The sequence below is a fragment of the Snodgrassella sp. W8132 genome, from assembly GCF_016100865.1.
Classification (GTDB): Bacteria; Pseudomonadota; Gammaproteobacteria; order Burkholderiales; family Neisseriaceae; genus Snodgrassella; species Snodgrassella alvi.
Genome location: NZ_JACFRQ010000001.1, coordinates 369,992 through 386,657 on the forward strand (window position 1 = coordinate 369,992; position 16,666 = coordinate 386,657).

The 16,666-nt window shown below is 38.0% G+C and carries 10 protein-coding genes; 7 read left to right on the top strand and 3 right to left on the bottom strand.

What is annotated here, in order from left to right:
* Window positions 1-267 precede the first annotated feature (267 nt).
* The 7 genes from H3U82_RS01730 (at window position 268) to H3U82_RS01760 (ending at window position 13,317) form a co-directional block, all read left to right on the top strand.
* Complete coding sequence (locus H3U82_RS01730) at window positions 268-3,069, top strand: SEL1-like repeat protein (RefSeq protein ID WP_198208907.1); 2,802 nt, start codon at window positions 268-270, stop codon at window positions 3,067-3,069.
* Between the two features lie 321 nt (window positions 3,070-3,390).
* Window positions 3,391-5,454, top strand: coding sequence for an SEL1-like repeat protein (locus tag H3U82_RS01735; protein WP_198208909.1), 2,064 nt, complete (start codon window positions 3,391-3,393; stop codon window positions 5,452-5,454).
* A gap of 167 nt (window positions 5,455-5,621) precedes the next feature.
* Window positions 5,622-6,812: an SEL1-like repeat protein gene (locus H3U82_RS01740; RefSeq protein ID WP_110414385.1), complete on the top strand. Its 1,191-nt coding sequence runs from the start codon at window positions 5,622-5,624 to the stop codon at window positions 6,810-6,812.
* A 175-nt stretch (window positions 6,813-6,987) separates the two neighbouring features.
* The gene (locus H3U82_RS01745) at window positions 6,988-8,382 is read left to right on the top strand and encodes a tetratricopeptide repeat protein (RefSeq protein WP_110414384.1); all 1,395 of its coding nucleotides are present in this window, start codon (window positions 6,988-6,990) and stop codon (window positions 8,380-8,382) included.
* 267 nt (window positions 8,383-8,649) lie between these two features.
* A complete protein-coding gene (gene mutY, locus H3U82_RS01750; protein ID WP_198208911.1) occupies window positions 8,650-9,723 on the top strand; it encodes an A/G-specific adenine glycosylase in 1,074 nt (357 codons plus the stop codon).
* Between the two features lie 438 nt (window positions 9,724-10,161).
* Window positions 10,162-12,852 (top strand): magnesium-translocating P-type ATPase, encoded by a 2,691-nt coding sequence (gene mgtA, locus H3U82_RS01755; protein WP_232336091.1) that lies wholly within the window; start codon window positions 10,162-10,164, stop codon window positions 12,850-12,852.
* Window positions 12,853-13,074: 222 nt separating this feature from the next.
* A complete protein-coding gene (locus H3U82_RS01760) occupies window positions 13,075-13,317 on the top strand; it encodes a helix-hairpin-helix domain-containing protein (RefSeq protein ID WP_100125874.1) in 243 nt (80 codons plus the stop codon).
* A 101-nt stretch (window positions 13,318-13,418) separates the two neighbouring features.
* On the opposite strand, the gene H3U82_RS01765 is transcribed toward H3U82_RS01760, so the two are convergent.
* The 3 genes from H3U82_RS01765 to H3U82_RS01775 all read right to left on the bottom strand — a co-directional run bounded on the left by H3U82_RS01765 (window position 13,419) and on the right by H3U82_RS01775 (window position 16,601).
* On the bottom strand, window positions 13,419-14,687 hold the full coding sequence (locus tag H3U82_RS01765) for a glycerate kinase (RefSeq protein WP_198208915.1): 1,269 nt from the start codon (window positions 14,685-14,687) through the stop codon (window positions 13,419-13,421).
* Window positions 14,688-14,718: 31 nt separating this feature from the next.
* The gene (locus H3U82_RS01770; protein WP_174830424.1) at window positions 14,719-15,576 is read right to left on the bottom strand and encodes a LysR family transcriptional regulator; all 858 of its coding nucleotides are present in this window, start codon (window positions 15,574-15,576) and stop codon (window positions 14,719-14,721) included.
* Window positions 15,577-16,148: 572 nt separating this feature from the next.
* Window positions 16,149-16,601 carry a hypothetical protein gene (locus H3U82_RS01775; RefSeq protein ID WP_084547915.1) on the bottom strand — a complete coding sequence of 151 codons (453 nt, stop codon included), beginning with the start codon at window positions 16,599-16,601 and terminating at the stop codon, window positions 16,149-16,151.
* Window positions 16,602-16,666 lie beyond the last annotated feature (65 nt).

A 16,666-nucleotide genomic window follows, 5' to 3' on the forward strand; every position in this document is an offset into this window, starting at 1 on the left:
AATTACTTTTTATGCATAATTTCATTAGGCTTATTTAAAGTTAAAAGATTATGTAATTAGGTTCTGGAATGAGCATAGCTAAATTTGCTCCGATGTAGTTTCTGCTGATGTAGCAGTAAATAAAAAGATATTAAAAATTAATGCTGACAATAACAACCGAAAAATGGATAACTATTTTTATAATTTGAATTATTAGATTGTATGATTTAATCTCTTTGTAATTTAAAATAAAAATATTGTGAAAATAATATAAATCGGTTTTGCAAAATGAGTAATGAAAAGATGGAAACAAAAAAATCAGATAAGTTTTTAAGTACTCTGGAAGCAGCTCAAAAAGGAGATGCGGATGCACAATTTGCTCTGGGTCTTATGTATGAGGATGGAAAAGGAACAGAGCAAAATTATGTAGCTGCCTATAAATACTATAAACTTGCTGCAGACCAGGGAAATATTGATGCACAAGTCAATTTAGGTCTTTTATATGCGTATGGTAATGGCGTAGAACAGAATTATGAAAAGGCAGCTGAATATTATGCAGCTGCAGCTGCGAAGGGAGATGCTATTGCCCAGTATAATTTAGGTCTATTGTATGAAAATGGTGATGGTGTAGAAAAGAATTATGCAAAAGCATTTGAATGTTATGCAGCTGCGGCTAAGCAGGGAGATGCTATTGCTCAGTATAACTTAGGTGATTTGTATTATTTCGGTAAAGGTACAGAACAGAATTACACTAAAAGCTTTGAATATTTTCAGTTAGCTGCGCAACAAGGTAATAGTGATGCACAATTTTCTCTTGGTCTTATGTATGAGGATGGAAAAGGAACGGAGCAAAATTATACAGAGGCATATAAATACTATAAGCTGGCTGCCGAACAGGGAAATATCGATGCACAAGTCAATTTAGGTAATTTATATTGCTTTGGAAAAGGAGTAGAGCAAAATTACACTAAAAGCTTTGAATACTATCAGTTAGCCGCGCAACAGGAAGATGCTACTGCTCAGCGTTATTTAGGTAATTTATATTACTTTGGAAAAGGAGTAGAACAAAATTACACTAAAAGCTTTGAATATTATAAATTAGCCGCGCAACAAGGTGATAGTGAAGCACTATACACTTTAGGATATATTTATGACGTTGGAGAGGTAATTGCTCAGGATTATGCAGAGGCACATAAATATTTTAAGCAGGCTGCCCGGCTCGGAAATATTAGTGCACTATTGAGTTTAGGTATTCTATATGAATATGGTCAAGGTGTAGAGCAGAATTATGAAAAGGCAGCAGAGTATTATTCAGCTGCAGCAGCACAGGGACATGCAAATGCTCAGTGTAATTTAGGTGTATTGTATGAAAATGGCGAGGGTGTAGATCAGAGCTGTGAAAAGGCATTTGAATATTATTCAGCTGCAGCTGAACAGGGACATGCTGCTGCCCAGTGTAATTTAGGTAGATTGTATGAAAATGGTGATGGTGTAGAGCAGAATTATGAAAAGGCGGCAGAATATTATGCAGCTGCAGCTGAACAGGGATATGCTAATGCCCAGTGTAGTTTAGGTATATTGTATGAAAATGGTGATGGTGTAGAGCAGAATTATGAAAAGGCAGCAGAGTATTATTCAGCTGCAGCTGAACAGGGACATGCAAATGCTCAGTGTAATTTAGGTGTATTGTATGAAACGGGCGATGGTGTAGATCAGAGCTGTGAAAAGGCGGTTGAATATTATTCGGCTGCAGCTGAACAGGGAGATGCTGTTGCCCAGTGTAATTTAGGTAGATTATATGAAAATGGTTATGGTGTAGAGCAGAACTATGAAAAAGCGGCTGAGTATTATAAATTTGCTGCGCAACAGGGGGATAGTAATGCCCAATTTAATTTGGGTTTATACTATGAAAAGGGCGATGGTGTAGATCAGAGCTATGAAAGGGCGGCAGAATATTATTCAGCTGCAGCAGCACAGGGACATGCTGCTGCCCAATGTAATTTAGGATTTTTATATCACAACGGCGATGGTGTAGAGCAGAATTATGAAAAGGCAGCAGAGTATTATTCGGCCTCAGCAGAACAGGGAGATGCTGCTGCCCAGTGTAATTTAGGTATATTGTATGAAGATGGTTATGGTGTAGAGCAGGATTATGAAAAGGCAGCAGAGTATTATTCAGCTTCAGCTGAACAGGGATGTGCTGCTGGTCAGAGTAATTTAGGTTTATTGTATGTCTGTGGCTATGGTGTAGAGCAGGATTATGAAAAGGCAGCAGAGTATTACTCAGCAGCGGTAGCACAGGGATATGCTGTTGCTAAGTATAATTTAGGTATATTGTATGAAAATGGTTATGGTGTAGAGCAGAATTATGAAAAGGCAGCAGAGTATTATTCAGCTGCAGCAGCACAGGGAAATGCAAATGCTCAGTGTAATTTAGGTGTATTGTATGAAAATGGCGATGGTGTAGAGCAGAATTATGAAAAGGCAGCAGAGTATTATTTAGCAGCAGCTACACAGGGACATGCTGTTGCCCAGAGTAATTTAGGTAATTTATATTGCTATGGTAGAGGTGTAGAAAAAAATTACAACAAAAGTTTTAAATATCATCAGTTAGCTGCGCAACAAAACTATGGTGAATCACAATATCAACTAGGTTTGATGTATTGTAAAGGTCTTGGAGTAAAACTGAGTAAGATTAATGCTTATAAATATTATTTACAAGCAGCTACGCAAAAGTATGTTAATGCCGAGAATGAACTGGGATGCATGTATGCTGAAGGTAAGGGAATAAAACAAAATTTTAAAATAGCAAGGGATTATTTTTATTCAGCCGCCAGAAAAGGACATAGTGGAGCACTAAATAAGTTAGGACTTATGTTTCTCTCAGGAAATGGTGTACGGCAGAATTATATGAAAGCAGTATATTACTTTTGTTTGGCAGCAAAACGAGGTGAAACAGAGGCATGGCACAATTTAGGAATAATGTATGCCGATGGTCAGGGTGTGAAAAAAAATAAACGCATTGCCCGGCAACTGATCAAAAGAAGCGCGGTATACAAAAAAACGGGGACACGTAGATTTTATCAGTGATTAATCTAAAACTGATGGAAGAAATAAAGCGTAGTATTCAGGCTGAATAAACATTACTGTATTAAAGTATGATTGAAAAATTAAATAGAATTAATTCGATGATTAATGATATTTAAAAAAGTCTGAAATCCGATATTTTAAAAGCAGATTTTTTATATTCACTGTTTATACTCAATACAAATATTAAGAATGATTGCTAATGATATACAAAATGATGACTATTTTTGTTATTGGTATCAGCGTTTAGGTTTATCTGTATTTTATAAATACAATAAATTGAGAATATTTTAAAAGCAATCTTGTAAAAGGAATAATAAGTATATGGAAACAAAAAAATCAGATAAATTTTTAAGTACTCTGGAAGCGGCTCAAAAAGGAGATGCGGATGCCCAATTTAACCTGGGTTTTATGTATGAGAACGGAGAAGAAACAGAACAAAATTATGCAGAGGCATATAAATACTATAGGCTGGCTGCCGAACAGGGAAACATTGGAGCACAAGTCAATTTAGGTTTATTTTATAGTGAGGGTTATGGAGTAGAGCAGAATTATGAAAAGGCAGCTGAATATTATGCAGCTGCAGCTGCACAGGGAGATGCTATTGCTCAGTATAATTTAGGTCTATTGTATGAAAATGGTGATGGTGTAGAACAGGATTATGCAAAAGCATTTGAATGTTATGCAGCTGCGGCTAAGCAGGGAGATGCTATTGCTCAGTATAACTTAGGTGATTTGTATTATTTCGGTAAAGGTACAGAACAAAATTACACTAAAAGCTTTGAGTATTGTCAGTTGGCTGCGCAACAGGGTGACAGTGATGCTCAATTTACTCTGGGTATCATGTATGAGAAAGGTAAGGGAACAGAGCAAAATTATGCAGAAGCATATAAATACTATAAGCTGGCTGCCAAGCAGGGAAATAGTGATGCACAAGTTAATTTAGGTATTTTATATCAAAACGGTGATGGTGTAGAAAAGAATTATGCAAAAGCATTTGAGTGTTATCAGGCTGCCGCTGGGCAAGGAAATCCTAGCGCTCAATATTATGCAGGTAGTATGTATTATTATGGTAAAGGTGTAGAACAAAGCTTCATTAAAAGTATTGAATATTATAAGTCAGCTGCGGAACAGGGAAATAGTGATGCCCAATTTACTTTGGGTATCATGTATGAGAAGGGTAAGGGAACAGAGCAAAATTATGCAGAAGCATATAAATACTTTAAGCTGGCTGCTGAACAAGGAAATATTAGGGCACAAATCAATTTAGGCACTTTGTATTATGAGGGTAAGGGTGTAGAACAGAATTATGCAAAAGCAATTAAGTATTATCGATTAGCTGTGCAACAAGGTGATAGTGATGTGCAATTTCATCTGGGTAATATGTACAGAGATGGAGAGGGGACAGCACAAGATTATACTGAAGCATATAAATACTATAGACTGGCTGCTGAACAGGGAAATATTGATGCACAAATTAATTTAGGTATTTTATATAAGTATGGTTTTGGTGTAGAACAGGATTATGCAAAAGCATTTGAGTATATTGCAGCAGCTGCTGAGCATGGAAATGCCACTGGACAGTGTAATTTAGGTGATTTGTATTATTTCGGTAAAGGTGTAGAACAAAATTACATTAAAAGTATTAAATATTATAAATTAGCTGCGCAACAGGGTAATAGCGATGCCCAAAATAAACTGGGTGTTATATATGAATGTGGACGGGGAATAGAACAAGATTTTGCAGAAGCATACAAATATTATAAGTTTGCAGCAGAACAGGGAAATATTGATGCACAATTCAACTTAGGTGATTTGTATTATTTCGGTAAAGGTAGAGAACAGAATTACGCTAAAAGCTTTGAATATTTTCAGTTAGCTGCGCAACAAGGCAATAGCGATGCACAATTTGCTCTGGGTCTTATGTATGCAAAAGGAGAAGGAAAGGAGCAAAATTATACAGAGGCATGTAAATATTATAAGCTGGCTGCTGAACAGGGAAATATTGATGCACAAATTAATTTAGGTATTTTATATGAAAACGGTGATGGTGTAGAAAAGAATTATAAAAAAGCATTTAGGTATTATCTGGCTGCCGCTGAGCAAGGAAATCCTATCGCTCAATATTATGCAGGTAGTATGTACTATTATGGTAGAGGTGTAGAACAAAGCTATATTAAAAGTATTGAATATTATAAGCTAGCTGCGGAACAGGGAGATAGTGATGCACAATTTGCTCTTGGTCTTATGTATGAGGATGGTGAAGGAACGGAGCAAAATTATACAAAGGCATATAAATACTATAAGCTGGCGGCAGAACAAGGACACTCTGGAGCTCAGCATAATCTGGAGCTTATGCAAGAAAATGGTTTTGGAATAAAGAAATAAAAGTATTTTCAAAAAATTTATAAAAAAGTAGTACAAAAATCTTTGATGATGTCTGAATGCTATATAACTTTTTTATTATTGATCTCTATGATTGAGGTTATTTATATTTGCAGATAAAAATATTCTGAAAAAATTTAAAAGCTTACTGTAAAAGGAATAATAAAAAGATGGAAACTAAAAAATCAGATAAATTTTTAAATACTCTGGAAGCGGCTCGAAAGGGGAATGCGGATGCACAATTTGCTCTGGGTGTTATGTATGAGGGTGGAGAAGGAACAGAGCAAAATTATGCAGAAGCATATAAATACTATAGATTGGCTGCCGAACAGGGAAATATCGATGCACAATTCAATTTAGGTTTATTGTATAGCGAGGGCTATGGCGTAGAGCAGAATTATGAAAAGGCAGCTGAATATTATGCGGCTGCAGCTGCACAGGGGGATGCTTCCGCTCAATGTAATCTGGGTATATTGTATAGTGATGGTTATGGTGTAGAGCAGAATTATGAAAAGGCAGCTAAGTATTATTCAGCTGCAGCTGCACAGGGAAATGCAAATGCTCAGAGTAATTTAGGTATATTGTATGAAGATGGTTATGGTGTAGAGCAGAATTATGAAAAGGCAGCTGAGTATTATTTGGCTGCAGCTGCACAGGGAGTTGATATTGCCCAAAGTAAATTAGGATTTTTATATTACAACGGCTATGGTGTAGAGCAAAATTATGAAAAGGCGGTTGAGTATTATTCAGCTGCAGCTGCGCAAGGAGATGTTACTGCCCAGTATAACTTAGCTAATTTATATTACTATGGAAAAGGCGTAGAACAAAATTATACTAAAAGTATTGAATACTATCAGTTAGCAGCGCAACAGGGTAATAGTAAGGCACAATTTACTTTAGGATATATTTATAAAACTGGTGAAGGTGTTGCTCAGGATTATGCGGAGGCATATAAATATTATAAGCTGGCTGCAGAACAGGGAAATAGTGATGCACAAATTAATTTAGGTATTTTATATGAAAACGGTGATGGTGTAGAACAGAATTATGCAAAAGCATTTGAGTATTATCTGGCTGCCGCTGAGCAAGGGAATCCTATCGCTCAATATTATGCAGGTAGTATGTATTATTATGGTAAAGGTGTAGAACAAAGCTTCATTAAAAGTCTTGAATATTATAAGCCAGCTGCGGAACAAGGAAATAGTGATGCACAATTTGCTCTGGGTTTTATGTATATAAATGGTGAAGGAGCAGAGCAAAATTATGCAGAGGCATATGAGTACTTTAATCTGGCGGCAGAACAAGGACACTCTGGAGCTCAGCATAATCTGGAGCTTATGAAGAAAATGGTTTTGGAATAAAGAAATAAAAGTATTTTCAGAAAATTTATAAAAAAGTAGTACAAAAATCTTTGATGATGTCTGAATGCTATATAACTTTTTTATTATTGATCTCTGTGATTGAGGTTATTTATATTTGCAGATAAAAATATTCTGAAAAAGTTTAAAAGCTTACTGTAAAAGGAATAATAAGAAGATGGAAACAAAAAGTTCAGATAATTTTTTATGTGTTCTGGAAGCGGCAAAAAAAGGAGATGTTAATGCCCAATTTACTGTTGGATTAATGTATTACAAGGGTGCAGGCGTTGAGCAGAATTATATTAATGCTTTTAACTATTTTAAGTTAGCATCTGAACAAGGTGATAGTGGTGCTCAATATAATTTAGGCGTGATGTATTACTATGGAGAAGGAGTAAAACAGGATTTTACAAAGGCATTTTATTATTGCCGGTTATCTGCTGAACAAGGGAATGAAGATGCTTTGCTCAGTCTGGCAAACATGTATGAAAAAGGTAATAGTCTTCAGCAGGATTATGATAAAGCTATATATTATTATCAGCTAGCCTCTGATAGAGGAAATATAAATGCACAGTTTCATTTAGGATATGTTTACTATAATGGTATAGGGGTAGAACAAAATTTTGCGCAGGCATTTAAGTATTATCAACTGGCTGCTAAACAAGGACATGCCGATGCTCTGACTAATCTGGGTATGATGTATAGCGAAGGTTCAGGCGTCAAACAGAATCACAAACAAGCCTTAAAGTACTTTCATCTTGCAGCATTAAAGAACAGTCCGGAAGCACTATTTAATCTTGGTGCATATTACAGATATGGCTATGGTGGTATTGAACAAAATGATACCGAAGCTATTAAATATTATAAATTAGCGGCTGATCAGGGTAATGCAATTGCACAATATAATCTGGGTGTAATTTATGAGTTTGGTCAGATTGTCCCGGCTGATTATTCTAAATCAGTTAAATATTATAAACTGGCAGCCAAAAAAGGGTATTCTTACGCTATCTATAATTTAGGGCTGATGTTGTTTAATGGTAAGGGTATTGAACAAGATTATCAGAGAGCTGCTCAGTGTTATCGTCTTGCTGCTAAAAAGGGCTTGGCAGCTGCGCAATATAATATGGGATTAATGTATTTCAAAGGTACAGAGATAGAACAGAATTATGAAGAGGCTGTCAAATATTTTCAATTAGCGGCAGATCAGGGAAAAATTGGTGCTCAGGCTCATTTGGGGTATTTGTATAGGGAGGGAGAGGGTGTTAAACAAGATTTTATAAAATCATTAAAATACTACCAATTGGCTGCCGACCAGGGAGATTCGTTCTCACAAAATAGCTTAGCTAATATGTATGAGAATGGTGAAGGAGTGAAACAGGACTTTGCAAAAGCAGCCAGATATTATCAGCTGGCGGCTAAACAGGAAAATGCAGATGCTCAGTATAATCTGGCCTATATGTTTTTGAATGGTACCGGTGTCAAACAAAATAAACGGATAGCTAAAGAATTATTCGGTAAGAGCTGTAAAAATGGTAATCAGGAAGCATGTGAAATATACAATCAATTGAAATAAAACCATATTGGTTATCATGGATATTATTTTTTATTTTAAAACTATGAATTCTGAAATTTTTTAACAGTAGATTTTAATAAGTAGTCACTGTTATTTAAATTTTATATCATGAAATTTCACCGTATTTATAATATTTCTCTGTTTATGATTATGAAATAATTTTGCTTTTCTAAAGCAGATTCTTGTTTTATGTCTATAATCACCCATATTAGTTTATTACCTGAATTATTCAGGCTTATCATGATTTTTATGTTAAATTAGGGTGTTATGAATAAACAAGCTGTGCGGGAGGCGGAGTTTGCTCCTCGTCTGGTAAGCTGGCAGCATCAGCATGGCCGGCATGGTCTGCCATGGCAGTGTCGTGAACCATATAAGGTATGGTTATCGGAAATTATGTTGCAGCAAACGCAGGTGTCCACGGTACTTGATTATTATCCGCGCTTTCTGGCTGCATTTCCTGATGTCCGGGCACTGGCGGCGGCTGATGAAGATGAAGTGCTGGGTTTGTGGCAAGGGCTGGGCTACTACAGTCGTGCACGCAATTTGCATAAGGCTGCCAGGCAAGTTATATCTGAATTTTCGGGAAATTTTCCACACAGTCGTGTGGAATTACAATCTTTATGTGGTGTAGGTCGCAGTACGGCAGCAGCGATTGCTGCATTTTGCTTTGATGCACGCGAAACCATTCTGGATGGTAATGTAAAGCGGGTATTGTGCCGGGTTTTTGCTCTGGACGGTGATATTGCGAATAAAACTTTTGAAGATCAGCTCTGGCGCAAAGCAGAAGCCTTGCTGCCACTTAATGCAGCAGATATGCCGGCTTATATTCAGGGGTTGATGGATTTGGGAGCAACGGTATGTAAGCGCAGTAAGCCAATATGCTGTTCATGTCCGATGAACGATCTGTGTCAGGCATATGCCCAGAACCGTATTGCTGAATTACCGCGTAAGAAAAAAGCTGTAAGTGTAAAAAATTTATCGCTATATTGGCTGGTTTTACGTAACTGTGATGGTGCGATATTTTTACATAAACGTTCTGCCAAAGGAATATGGGGTGGTTTATGGTGTGTACCATGTGCAGACAGTCTGGATGATTTGTATCAACTTGCAGCAAAATTTGGTTGTACTGCTGAAGATTTAACAGAAGGTATTGAATTCAGTCATCGTTTAACTCATCGTCAATTGCATATTCTGCCTTTTGCTGCTCAGATAAATACCGGGCAGGATGCTGCATCTTCTGCAATAACTGGTGAATGGGTATCAGCTGATAATCTGAATGCGTATGGTATCCCTAAACCGTTATATGATTATCTGAACGTAAAACAGAGCAGTCTTTTCTAATTTGATTATTATGTTAATAGCATAATTTTATTGCTATTTTGCTGCGTATATTTATTTTTAAATTTGTCTGTTTTATGTGCGTATTATTGTTATTAATATTATATATTGTGAATAATATTGTTTTTTGTTTTGTATAGCGTAAATATAATTGACGCTGACATCACAAATATGTATAAACGCTATCTTGCTGAAATATTGCTGTCTTTCAGATTTTTTAGTTATTCAGACGGAATAAAGAAGGGAAGGCTGTTATTTCAGTAAGGTGTGCTTAATTCTATTTATTAGGTATCTGATTATTTAACCGGGAATAAAACAATGGAAGAAGATTCGAGTCGACCGTTTATTTTATTAAAACAACAACTGCAACAAGGCCGTTGATGTTTCCGGGTTAACAGTATCTGCCGACCGGGAAACATCATGGTCGGTGAGGTACTGTTTATGAAAAAATTCAAAAAAATCATTTCTCAACCAGTAGTAATCAAGGCTGTGCTGGAGTCCCGCAATAGTCTTGACCGTACGCTGTCTAATTTACAGACCAGTTTAAATGGTCTGACTGAGCAGGATGTTAAAGAAAGACTGATCAGTTTTGGCAATAATGATGTAGTGCACGATAAAGCACCATCAGTCTGGCTGCAATTATTACTAGCCTTTAAAAATCCGTTTATTTTTGTTTTACTGGCGCTGGCTTTGGTAAGCTTTTTCACTGATTATCTGATTCCTTTGCATAATGGCGAAGAAACCAGTGTGAGCGGTATTACAATAATTCTGGTAATGGTTCTGCTCAGTGGTGTACTCAGTTTCTGGCAGGAATATCGTTCCAATAAGGCTGCACAGGCGCTGAAATCCATGATCAGCACCACTGCTACAGTAGTGCGCCGCAGCCATAGAGATATCAATGCAGAACAGCTTGAAGTACCGATTAAAGAAGTAGTACCGGGAGATATTATTTTGTTATCTGCCGGCGATATGGTACCGGCTGATGTGCGTCTGATTGAATCACGTGATTTGTTTATCAGTCAGGCCGTACTGACCGGTGAGTCTATTCCGGTAGAGAAATCTGATACTCTTGGCATGAATAGCTCGCTAGCTATTGAAGAGCAGCCATTATTAGCTGATCCGCTGGATGCAGAAAATATCTGCTTTATGGGTACTAATATTGTCAGTGGTACGGCTAAAGCTGTGGTTGTGGCAACAGGAAATGATACCTATTTTGGCTCTCTGGCCAAATCCATTGTCGGTACACGCAGCCAGACTGCGTTTGATCGCGGTGTAAACAGTGTAAGCCATCTGCTGATTCGTTTTATGCTGGTTCTGGTACCGGTGGTGTTGCTGATTAATGGCTTCACTAAGGGAGACTGGGGTGATGCTGCCCTGTTTGCACTTGCTGTTGCTGTCGGGCTGACTCCTGAGATGCTGCCCATGATTGTCAGTGCCAATCTGGCTAAAGGTGCTATGGCCATGGCACGGCGTAAGGTAGTGGTAAAACGCCTGAGTGCTATTCAGAATTTCGGTTCAATGGATATTTTATGTACAGATAAAACCGGTACATTAACTCAGGATAAAATTATTCTTGAGCATTACACGAATATTCATGGCAATAATGATAGTGAAGTTTTGCAACTGGCCTGGTTAAACAGTTCCTATCAGAGCGGTATGAAAAATCTGATGGATAAAGCCATTGTGCGTTTTGCACAGGAGCCTGAAAACAGGGCGGGTATCAGCGATGGTGGTTATCATAAAATTGATGAATTACCGTTTGATTTTATTCGCCGGCGTTTATCTGTGGTTTTACAGGATGAAGAACAGCGCCATGTGCTGATTTGTAAGGGCGCAGTGGAAGAAATGCTGTCTATTTCCAGCCGTGTTTATGAGCACGGAGAATATTTGCCATTAGATGCAGCGCGGCGGGAACAATTGCTGGCTTTAGCTGAAAGCTATAATAAGGAAGGCTTTCGGGTACTGGCGATTGGTAAAAAATACATTACTGCTGAAGCCCAGAAAGCACAATATGCAGTTGCTGATGAAACTGAGCTTACTCTGTTCGGCTTTCTGACATTTCTTGATCCGCCGAAAGACAGTGCTGCACAGGCTATTGCTGCGCTGAGTGAAAATGGTGTGGCTGTTAAGGTTTTAACTGGTGATAATGCGATTGTTACCCGTAAGATTTGTTATGAAGTAGGAATTGAAGCCGGACAGCCTTTACTAGGTAGTGAAATTGAGGCTCTAAGTGATGAGGAACTGAAACCTCTGCTGGAAAAACACACTGTATTTGCTAAACTTACACCATTACAGAAATCACGCATTATTCGTCTGCTTCAGGAAAACGGACATACAGTCGGTTTTCTTGGTGACGGTATCAATGATGCTCCGGCTCTGCGCGATGCCGATGTCGGTATTTCTGTGGATACAGCTACTGATATTGCTAAGGAATCGGCTGATATTATTCTGCTGGAAAAAAGTCTGATGGTATTGGAAGAGGGCGTAATCAAAGGACGTGAAACTTTTGGCAATATTATTAAATATCTGAATATGACTGCCAGCTCTAATTTTGGCAATGTGTTTTCTGTATTGTTTGCCAGTGCGTTCCTGCCATTTCTGCCTATGCTGGCTATTCAGTTACTGATTCAGAATCTTCTGTATGATTTTTCTCAGCTATCACTGCCATGGGATAAAATGGATGAGGAATTTTTGCGTAAACCGCGTAAATGGGATGTATCCAATATCAGCCGTTTTATGCTGTTTATCGGTCCTATTTCCTCTATATTTGATATCAGTACTTTTGCGCTGATGTGGTTTGTGTTCCATGCTAATGCGCCAGAAGTGCAGAATCTGTTTCATTCCGGCTGGTTTGTAGAAGGTTTATTGTCACAGACTCTGGTAGTACATATGCTGCGTACCCGCAGAATACCGTTTGTACAAAGTACTGCTGCTTTACCGGTATTGCTGATGACAGGGTTAATTATGGCTATTGGTATTTATATTCCGTTTTCGCCGATTAGCAGCTGGATCGGGCTGGTACCGCTGCCATGGCAATATTTCCCCTGGCTGGTACTGACACTGGGTTGTTACTGTATTGTGACTCAGATAGTGAAACGCTGGTATATTCGCCGTTTCGGACAATGGTTCTGAATATTATGTAAAAAAGCGAGTTGAGTACTCGCTTTTTTCAGGTCTGAATCAGACAGGGACAAGCTAAATACTGATTTTATTGCCTGAATACTTTTATCAAAATGAGTATTAAGAACTGACTGTTTTAAGATTGAATCTGATTATTTTTCAGTTTGCTTTGTGACTGATATTTATAGTATTTTAAATCATATTGAAGTTATTATATTCATAAAAGGGAAATAAATGGCATTTACTGAAACTGAAAAAGCGGCTTTGCTTACTGTAAAAGGGGTAGGAGAAAAGGTAATTATGCGTCTGGAGCAGATGGGTATTGATTCATTGGATAAGCTTGCCCTTGCAAACCCGCAGGATATCACTGAGCAGGCAGCCAGTCTGGTTGGCAGCAGCTGCTGGAAAAATAGTCCGCAAGCCAAAGCAGCTGTCACTATGGCAGTAGATTTTGCGCGCGGAAAAATTCAGAAATGAGTAAATCTGTATAGTTTAGAGCAATTAACTACTGTATGTCTGATAAAAATATATTATTTATTAACAACAATTTATCAGGTTAGTTTTTACTATTATTTAATTTACAGCACTAAGATCGCACGAAAGTCATTAATATTGGTTAATGTCGGGGTTGTCACCAGTAGTTGTCCGGTTGTGCTAAAAAAATCATATGCATTATGATTATTCAGCATGTCGTGTGCTGATATTCGGCCCTGTTCAGCACGGAGTAATGTATCAGGTGTTATCCATGCTCCGGCATTATCTTCGCTGCCATCAATACCATCTGTATCGGCCGCCAGTGCATAAATATTGTTTGCTCCATTCAGAGCAATAGCCAGTGCTAGTAAAAATTCAGTGTTACGACCGCCGCGTCCTTGTTGCCGGTTCAGGGTAACAGTGGTTTCTCCACCGCTGAGAATCAGCAAAGGTTTACTGCGTTGATGCCGGTTTTGCTGAAATAGAGCGATTCCGGCCATCACCTGAGCCACCTCCCGTGCTTCGCCACCTATACGGTCTCCCAGATACAGTACTTCAACTTCCTGATTGATTGCCCAATTTTGCACGGCAGTAAATACCTGATCAGGGTTAATAATTATGTGAGCACTGCTGTTTGGAAGATTTTTAGGTGTTTCTGCATCAGCTTTGTTTAAATAGGTGATAACACTTGCGGGGAGGTCGATTTGGTATTGATTTACGATACGTTTAATATCAGCCAGCGTGGTAGGATCGGGCACACCTGCGCCAGAGCCTATGGTACTGATATCATCACCAACTACATCTGAAATAGCCAGAGTGGTGATATGTGCTGGTGCTGCTGCGGCAGCCAGTCGACCGCCTTTGATGCGAGAAAGATGTTTCCGCAGTGTATTCATGGCGTCTATGGGAACACCATTACTAAGTAACTGGCGATTAATATATTGCTTATCAGCCAGTGTAATGCTGCTAACAGGCAGTGTGGTTAGAGCGGAAGCACCGCCGGAAACGAGATAATATACCTGATCGTGCGGATTTAGTCCGCTAACAGCATTAAGTAAGGCCTGAGCAGCAGCCTGTCCGGCAGTGTCCGGCAGGGGATGACTGGCTTCGAGTACTTTGATGTGCTTTGTAGGGGTAGTGTGTCCGTAGCGGGTAACAACGACACCGGATAATGGCGGATAGTCTTGCGGCCAGATTCTTTCCCATTCAGCCGCCATGGCAGCAGCAGCTTTGCCTGCACCGACAACTATCACTCGTCCGCATGGATTGGTCTGTGGTAACCAGTTACTCATTTTATTCACCGGACTGGCTTCTTCGATAGTATAGCGAAATAATTGCTGTAAAAAGCTGATGGCATTATCGTGGCTGAGCATATTGTTCTCCCCTTAGACTTTTTATTGGATTTTAGCGGTTTTTAGCAGTTTCAAATTTTTCTGCCAGAAAATCAATAAAACTGCGCACTTTAGCGCTGAGAAATTCACGATTCATATAGGCTGCATACAGTGTATGGCTTTCCGGACAAGCGATGTGTTCGATGATTTCTAAACGTTTTTGTTGTATATCTTCTCTTACCATCCATTCAGGCAAGTATGCCAGTCCCATATGATTAAGCGCCATCTTGTGTATTAGCAGAGCACTGTTACTGGTACAGGCAGGAATAAGCGGTAAATCAAGATGAACGTATTGTGGTAACAGTCCATAATGCTGTTTCAGGTCTGCTACAGTATGCGGCATGCCGTATTTTTGCAGATATTTCGGGCTGGCTACCCATAAAAAATCAATGCGGGTAATGGGTTTAACAATGAGATTGGGTTCAGGGTTATTGGTGACACGTAAAGCAAGATCGATACCCTCTGCAACCAGATCGGTACGCCGGCTGTCCAGGTTGATGGATAAACTTACTTCCGGAAATTGCTGCCGGTATTCTGACAGAATTTCACTAAACTGACGTGAAGCACACCAGTTAGGAGCGGTAATTTTAAGTAAGCCCTGCGGTTTGACTGTCCCCGCCTGTGCAATACGTTTGGCTTCGGTAAGTGTATCCAGTGCTTCTACGCAGCGATGATAGTATTCCTGTCCGGCTTCGGTAAGGCTGATGCGACGGCTGGTACGGTTGAGTAGTTTAGCCTGTATGTTTTTTTCCAGATGATGCAGGTGTTTACTGGCCATCGCAGTAGAAATATCCATAAATTCAGCTGCTTTAGTGAAGCTGCCTAACTCTACTACGTAACGGAAAACCCACATGCTTTGTAATGTGTCCATTCTGTTTCTTTAAAGGAAATAATTATTGAATAAAAATGATATCGTTTCTTTTTAGTAAATTCAATACACTATTTTCATGTTTTTTATGAATGAATGGCAGAAATTACTATGTTTAAGATAGATAAGATTCATACTATGGAGGCTGAGTTTGCTTTGGGGTTACTATGTATAGTCGCAGCATTTTTATACATACAGCATGCCACGGCAAAATTTTTATAGCGGCGATTTTCAATGACTGACGGGAATGGATTAATAGCGTTATTTTCGATAATAAGTGTTGCTGGTATGCAGGAATGATTGGGAAGTTTTCTGTTGCCGGCGGTGGTCATTTTTAAGACGGAAAATCGGTTTCAATAATTGCAGATTGTTACTTAAATGGCATTTTAAGCAGATGCCGGTGCTAGCGATAATTTTATGTATCTGCTGAAATAATTATTATAAACCTGGATTTATGTCTGATAAGAGTTATAAAGGTTTAATTGGAATGGATTGGATTTTTTAGGAATATATGCCAATTTCATTAGAAAAAAGATTATTTATTTTGTACTAAATTTTTTTATTTAAAACTGATGCTAATATCTTTTTTTAGATTTCCAATAATCCAGAGTTGATTTAGATTTTCGATAATAATAAATTGCAGTAATAATAATCATAAAAGATAAAAATAAATAACAATAAAACTCAAATTTACGGCTATGATTGCCTTTGATATCTGCTACTTTAGGAAAAAATTTACTATAGATAATTTTAATTGTATTACCAGGAGATAAGTGATAATCGCTACGAATATTTGTAATATAAGTTTTATTGTGTTTGTCGGTATATATAACTGTCAGTATATAGACTTCCCCAGTTTTTCTTGAGGAAAAGATAGATTCTTTGGAATCTATTACCGTAGCGAATGTTTCTTCACTGTATCTGGAAAGTATGAAAAGTAATTTTGCATCATATAAAGTTGTACCTATAATCTTAAAGCTAAAAAATATGGCAACCACTAACAAGAGGATTTTTTCTATTTTACTCATAATATAAAGAATAATAATAAATATTTACATATTAAATTAATTAAATAATATAATTTATTTATTTT

What these genes read in the sequence shown, in the direction of transcription:
- H3U82_RS01770 (WP_174830424.1), bottom strand. Translation starts at nt 15,576, where the DNA reads ATGGACACATTACAAAGCATGTGGGTTTTCCGTTACGTAGTAGAGTTA.
- H3U82_RS01745 (WP_110414384.1), top strand. Translation starts at nt 6,988, where the DNA reads ATGGAAACAAAAAGTTCAGATAATTTTTTATGTGTTCTGGAAGCGGCA.
- H3U82_RS01775 (WP_084547915.1), bottom strand. Translation starts at nt 16,601, where the DNA reads ATGAGTAAAATAGAAAAAATCCTCTTGTTAGTGGTTGCCATATTTTTT.
- H3U82_RS01760 (WP_100125874.1), top strand. Translation starts at nt 13,075, where the DNA reads ATGGCATTTACTGAAACTGAAAAAGCGGCTTTGCTTACTGTAAAAGGG.
- mgtA (WP_232336091.1), top strand. Translation starts at nt 10,162, where the DNA reads ATGAAAAAATTCAAAAAAATCATTTCTCAACCAGTAGTAATCAAGGCT.
- H3U82_RS01735 (WP_198208909.1), top strand. Translation starts at nt 3,391, where the DNA reads ATGGAAACAAAAAAATCAGATAAATTTTTAAGTACTCTGGAAGCGGCT.
- H3U82_RS01730 (WP_198208907.1), top strand. Translation starts at nt 268, where the DNA reads ATGAGTAATGAAAAGATGGAAACAAAAAAATCAGATAAGTTTTTAAGT.
- H3U82_RS01765 (WP_198208915.1), bottom strand. Translation starts at nt 14,687, where the DNA reads ATGCTCAGCCACGATAATGCCATCAGCTTTTTACAGCAATTATTTCGC.
- mutY (WP_198208911.1), top strand. Translation starts at nt 8,650, where the DNA reads ATGAATAAACAAGCTGTGCGGGAGGCGGAGTTTGCTCCTCGTCTGGTA.
- H3U82_RS01740 (WP_110414385.1), top strand. Translation starts at nt 5,622, where the DNA reads ATGGAAACTAAAAAATCAGATAAATTTTTAAATACTCTGGAAGCGGCT.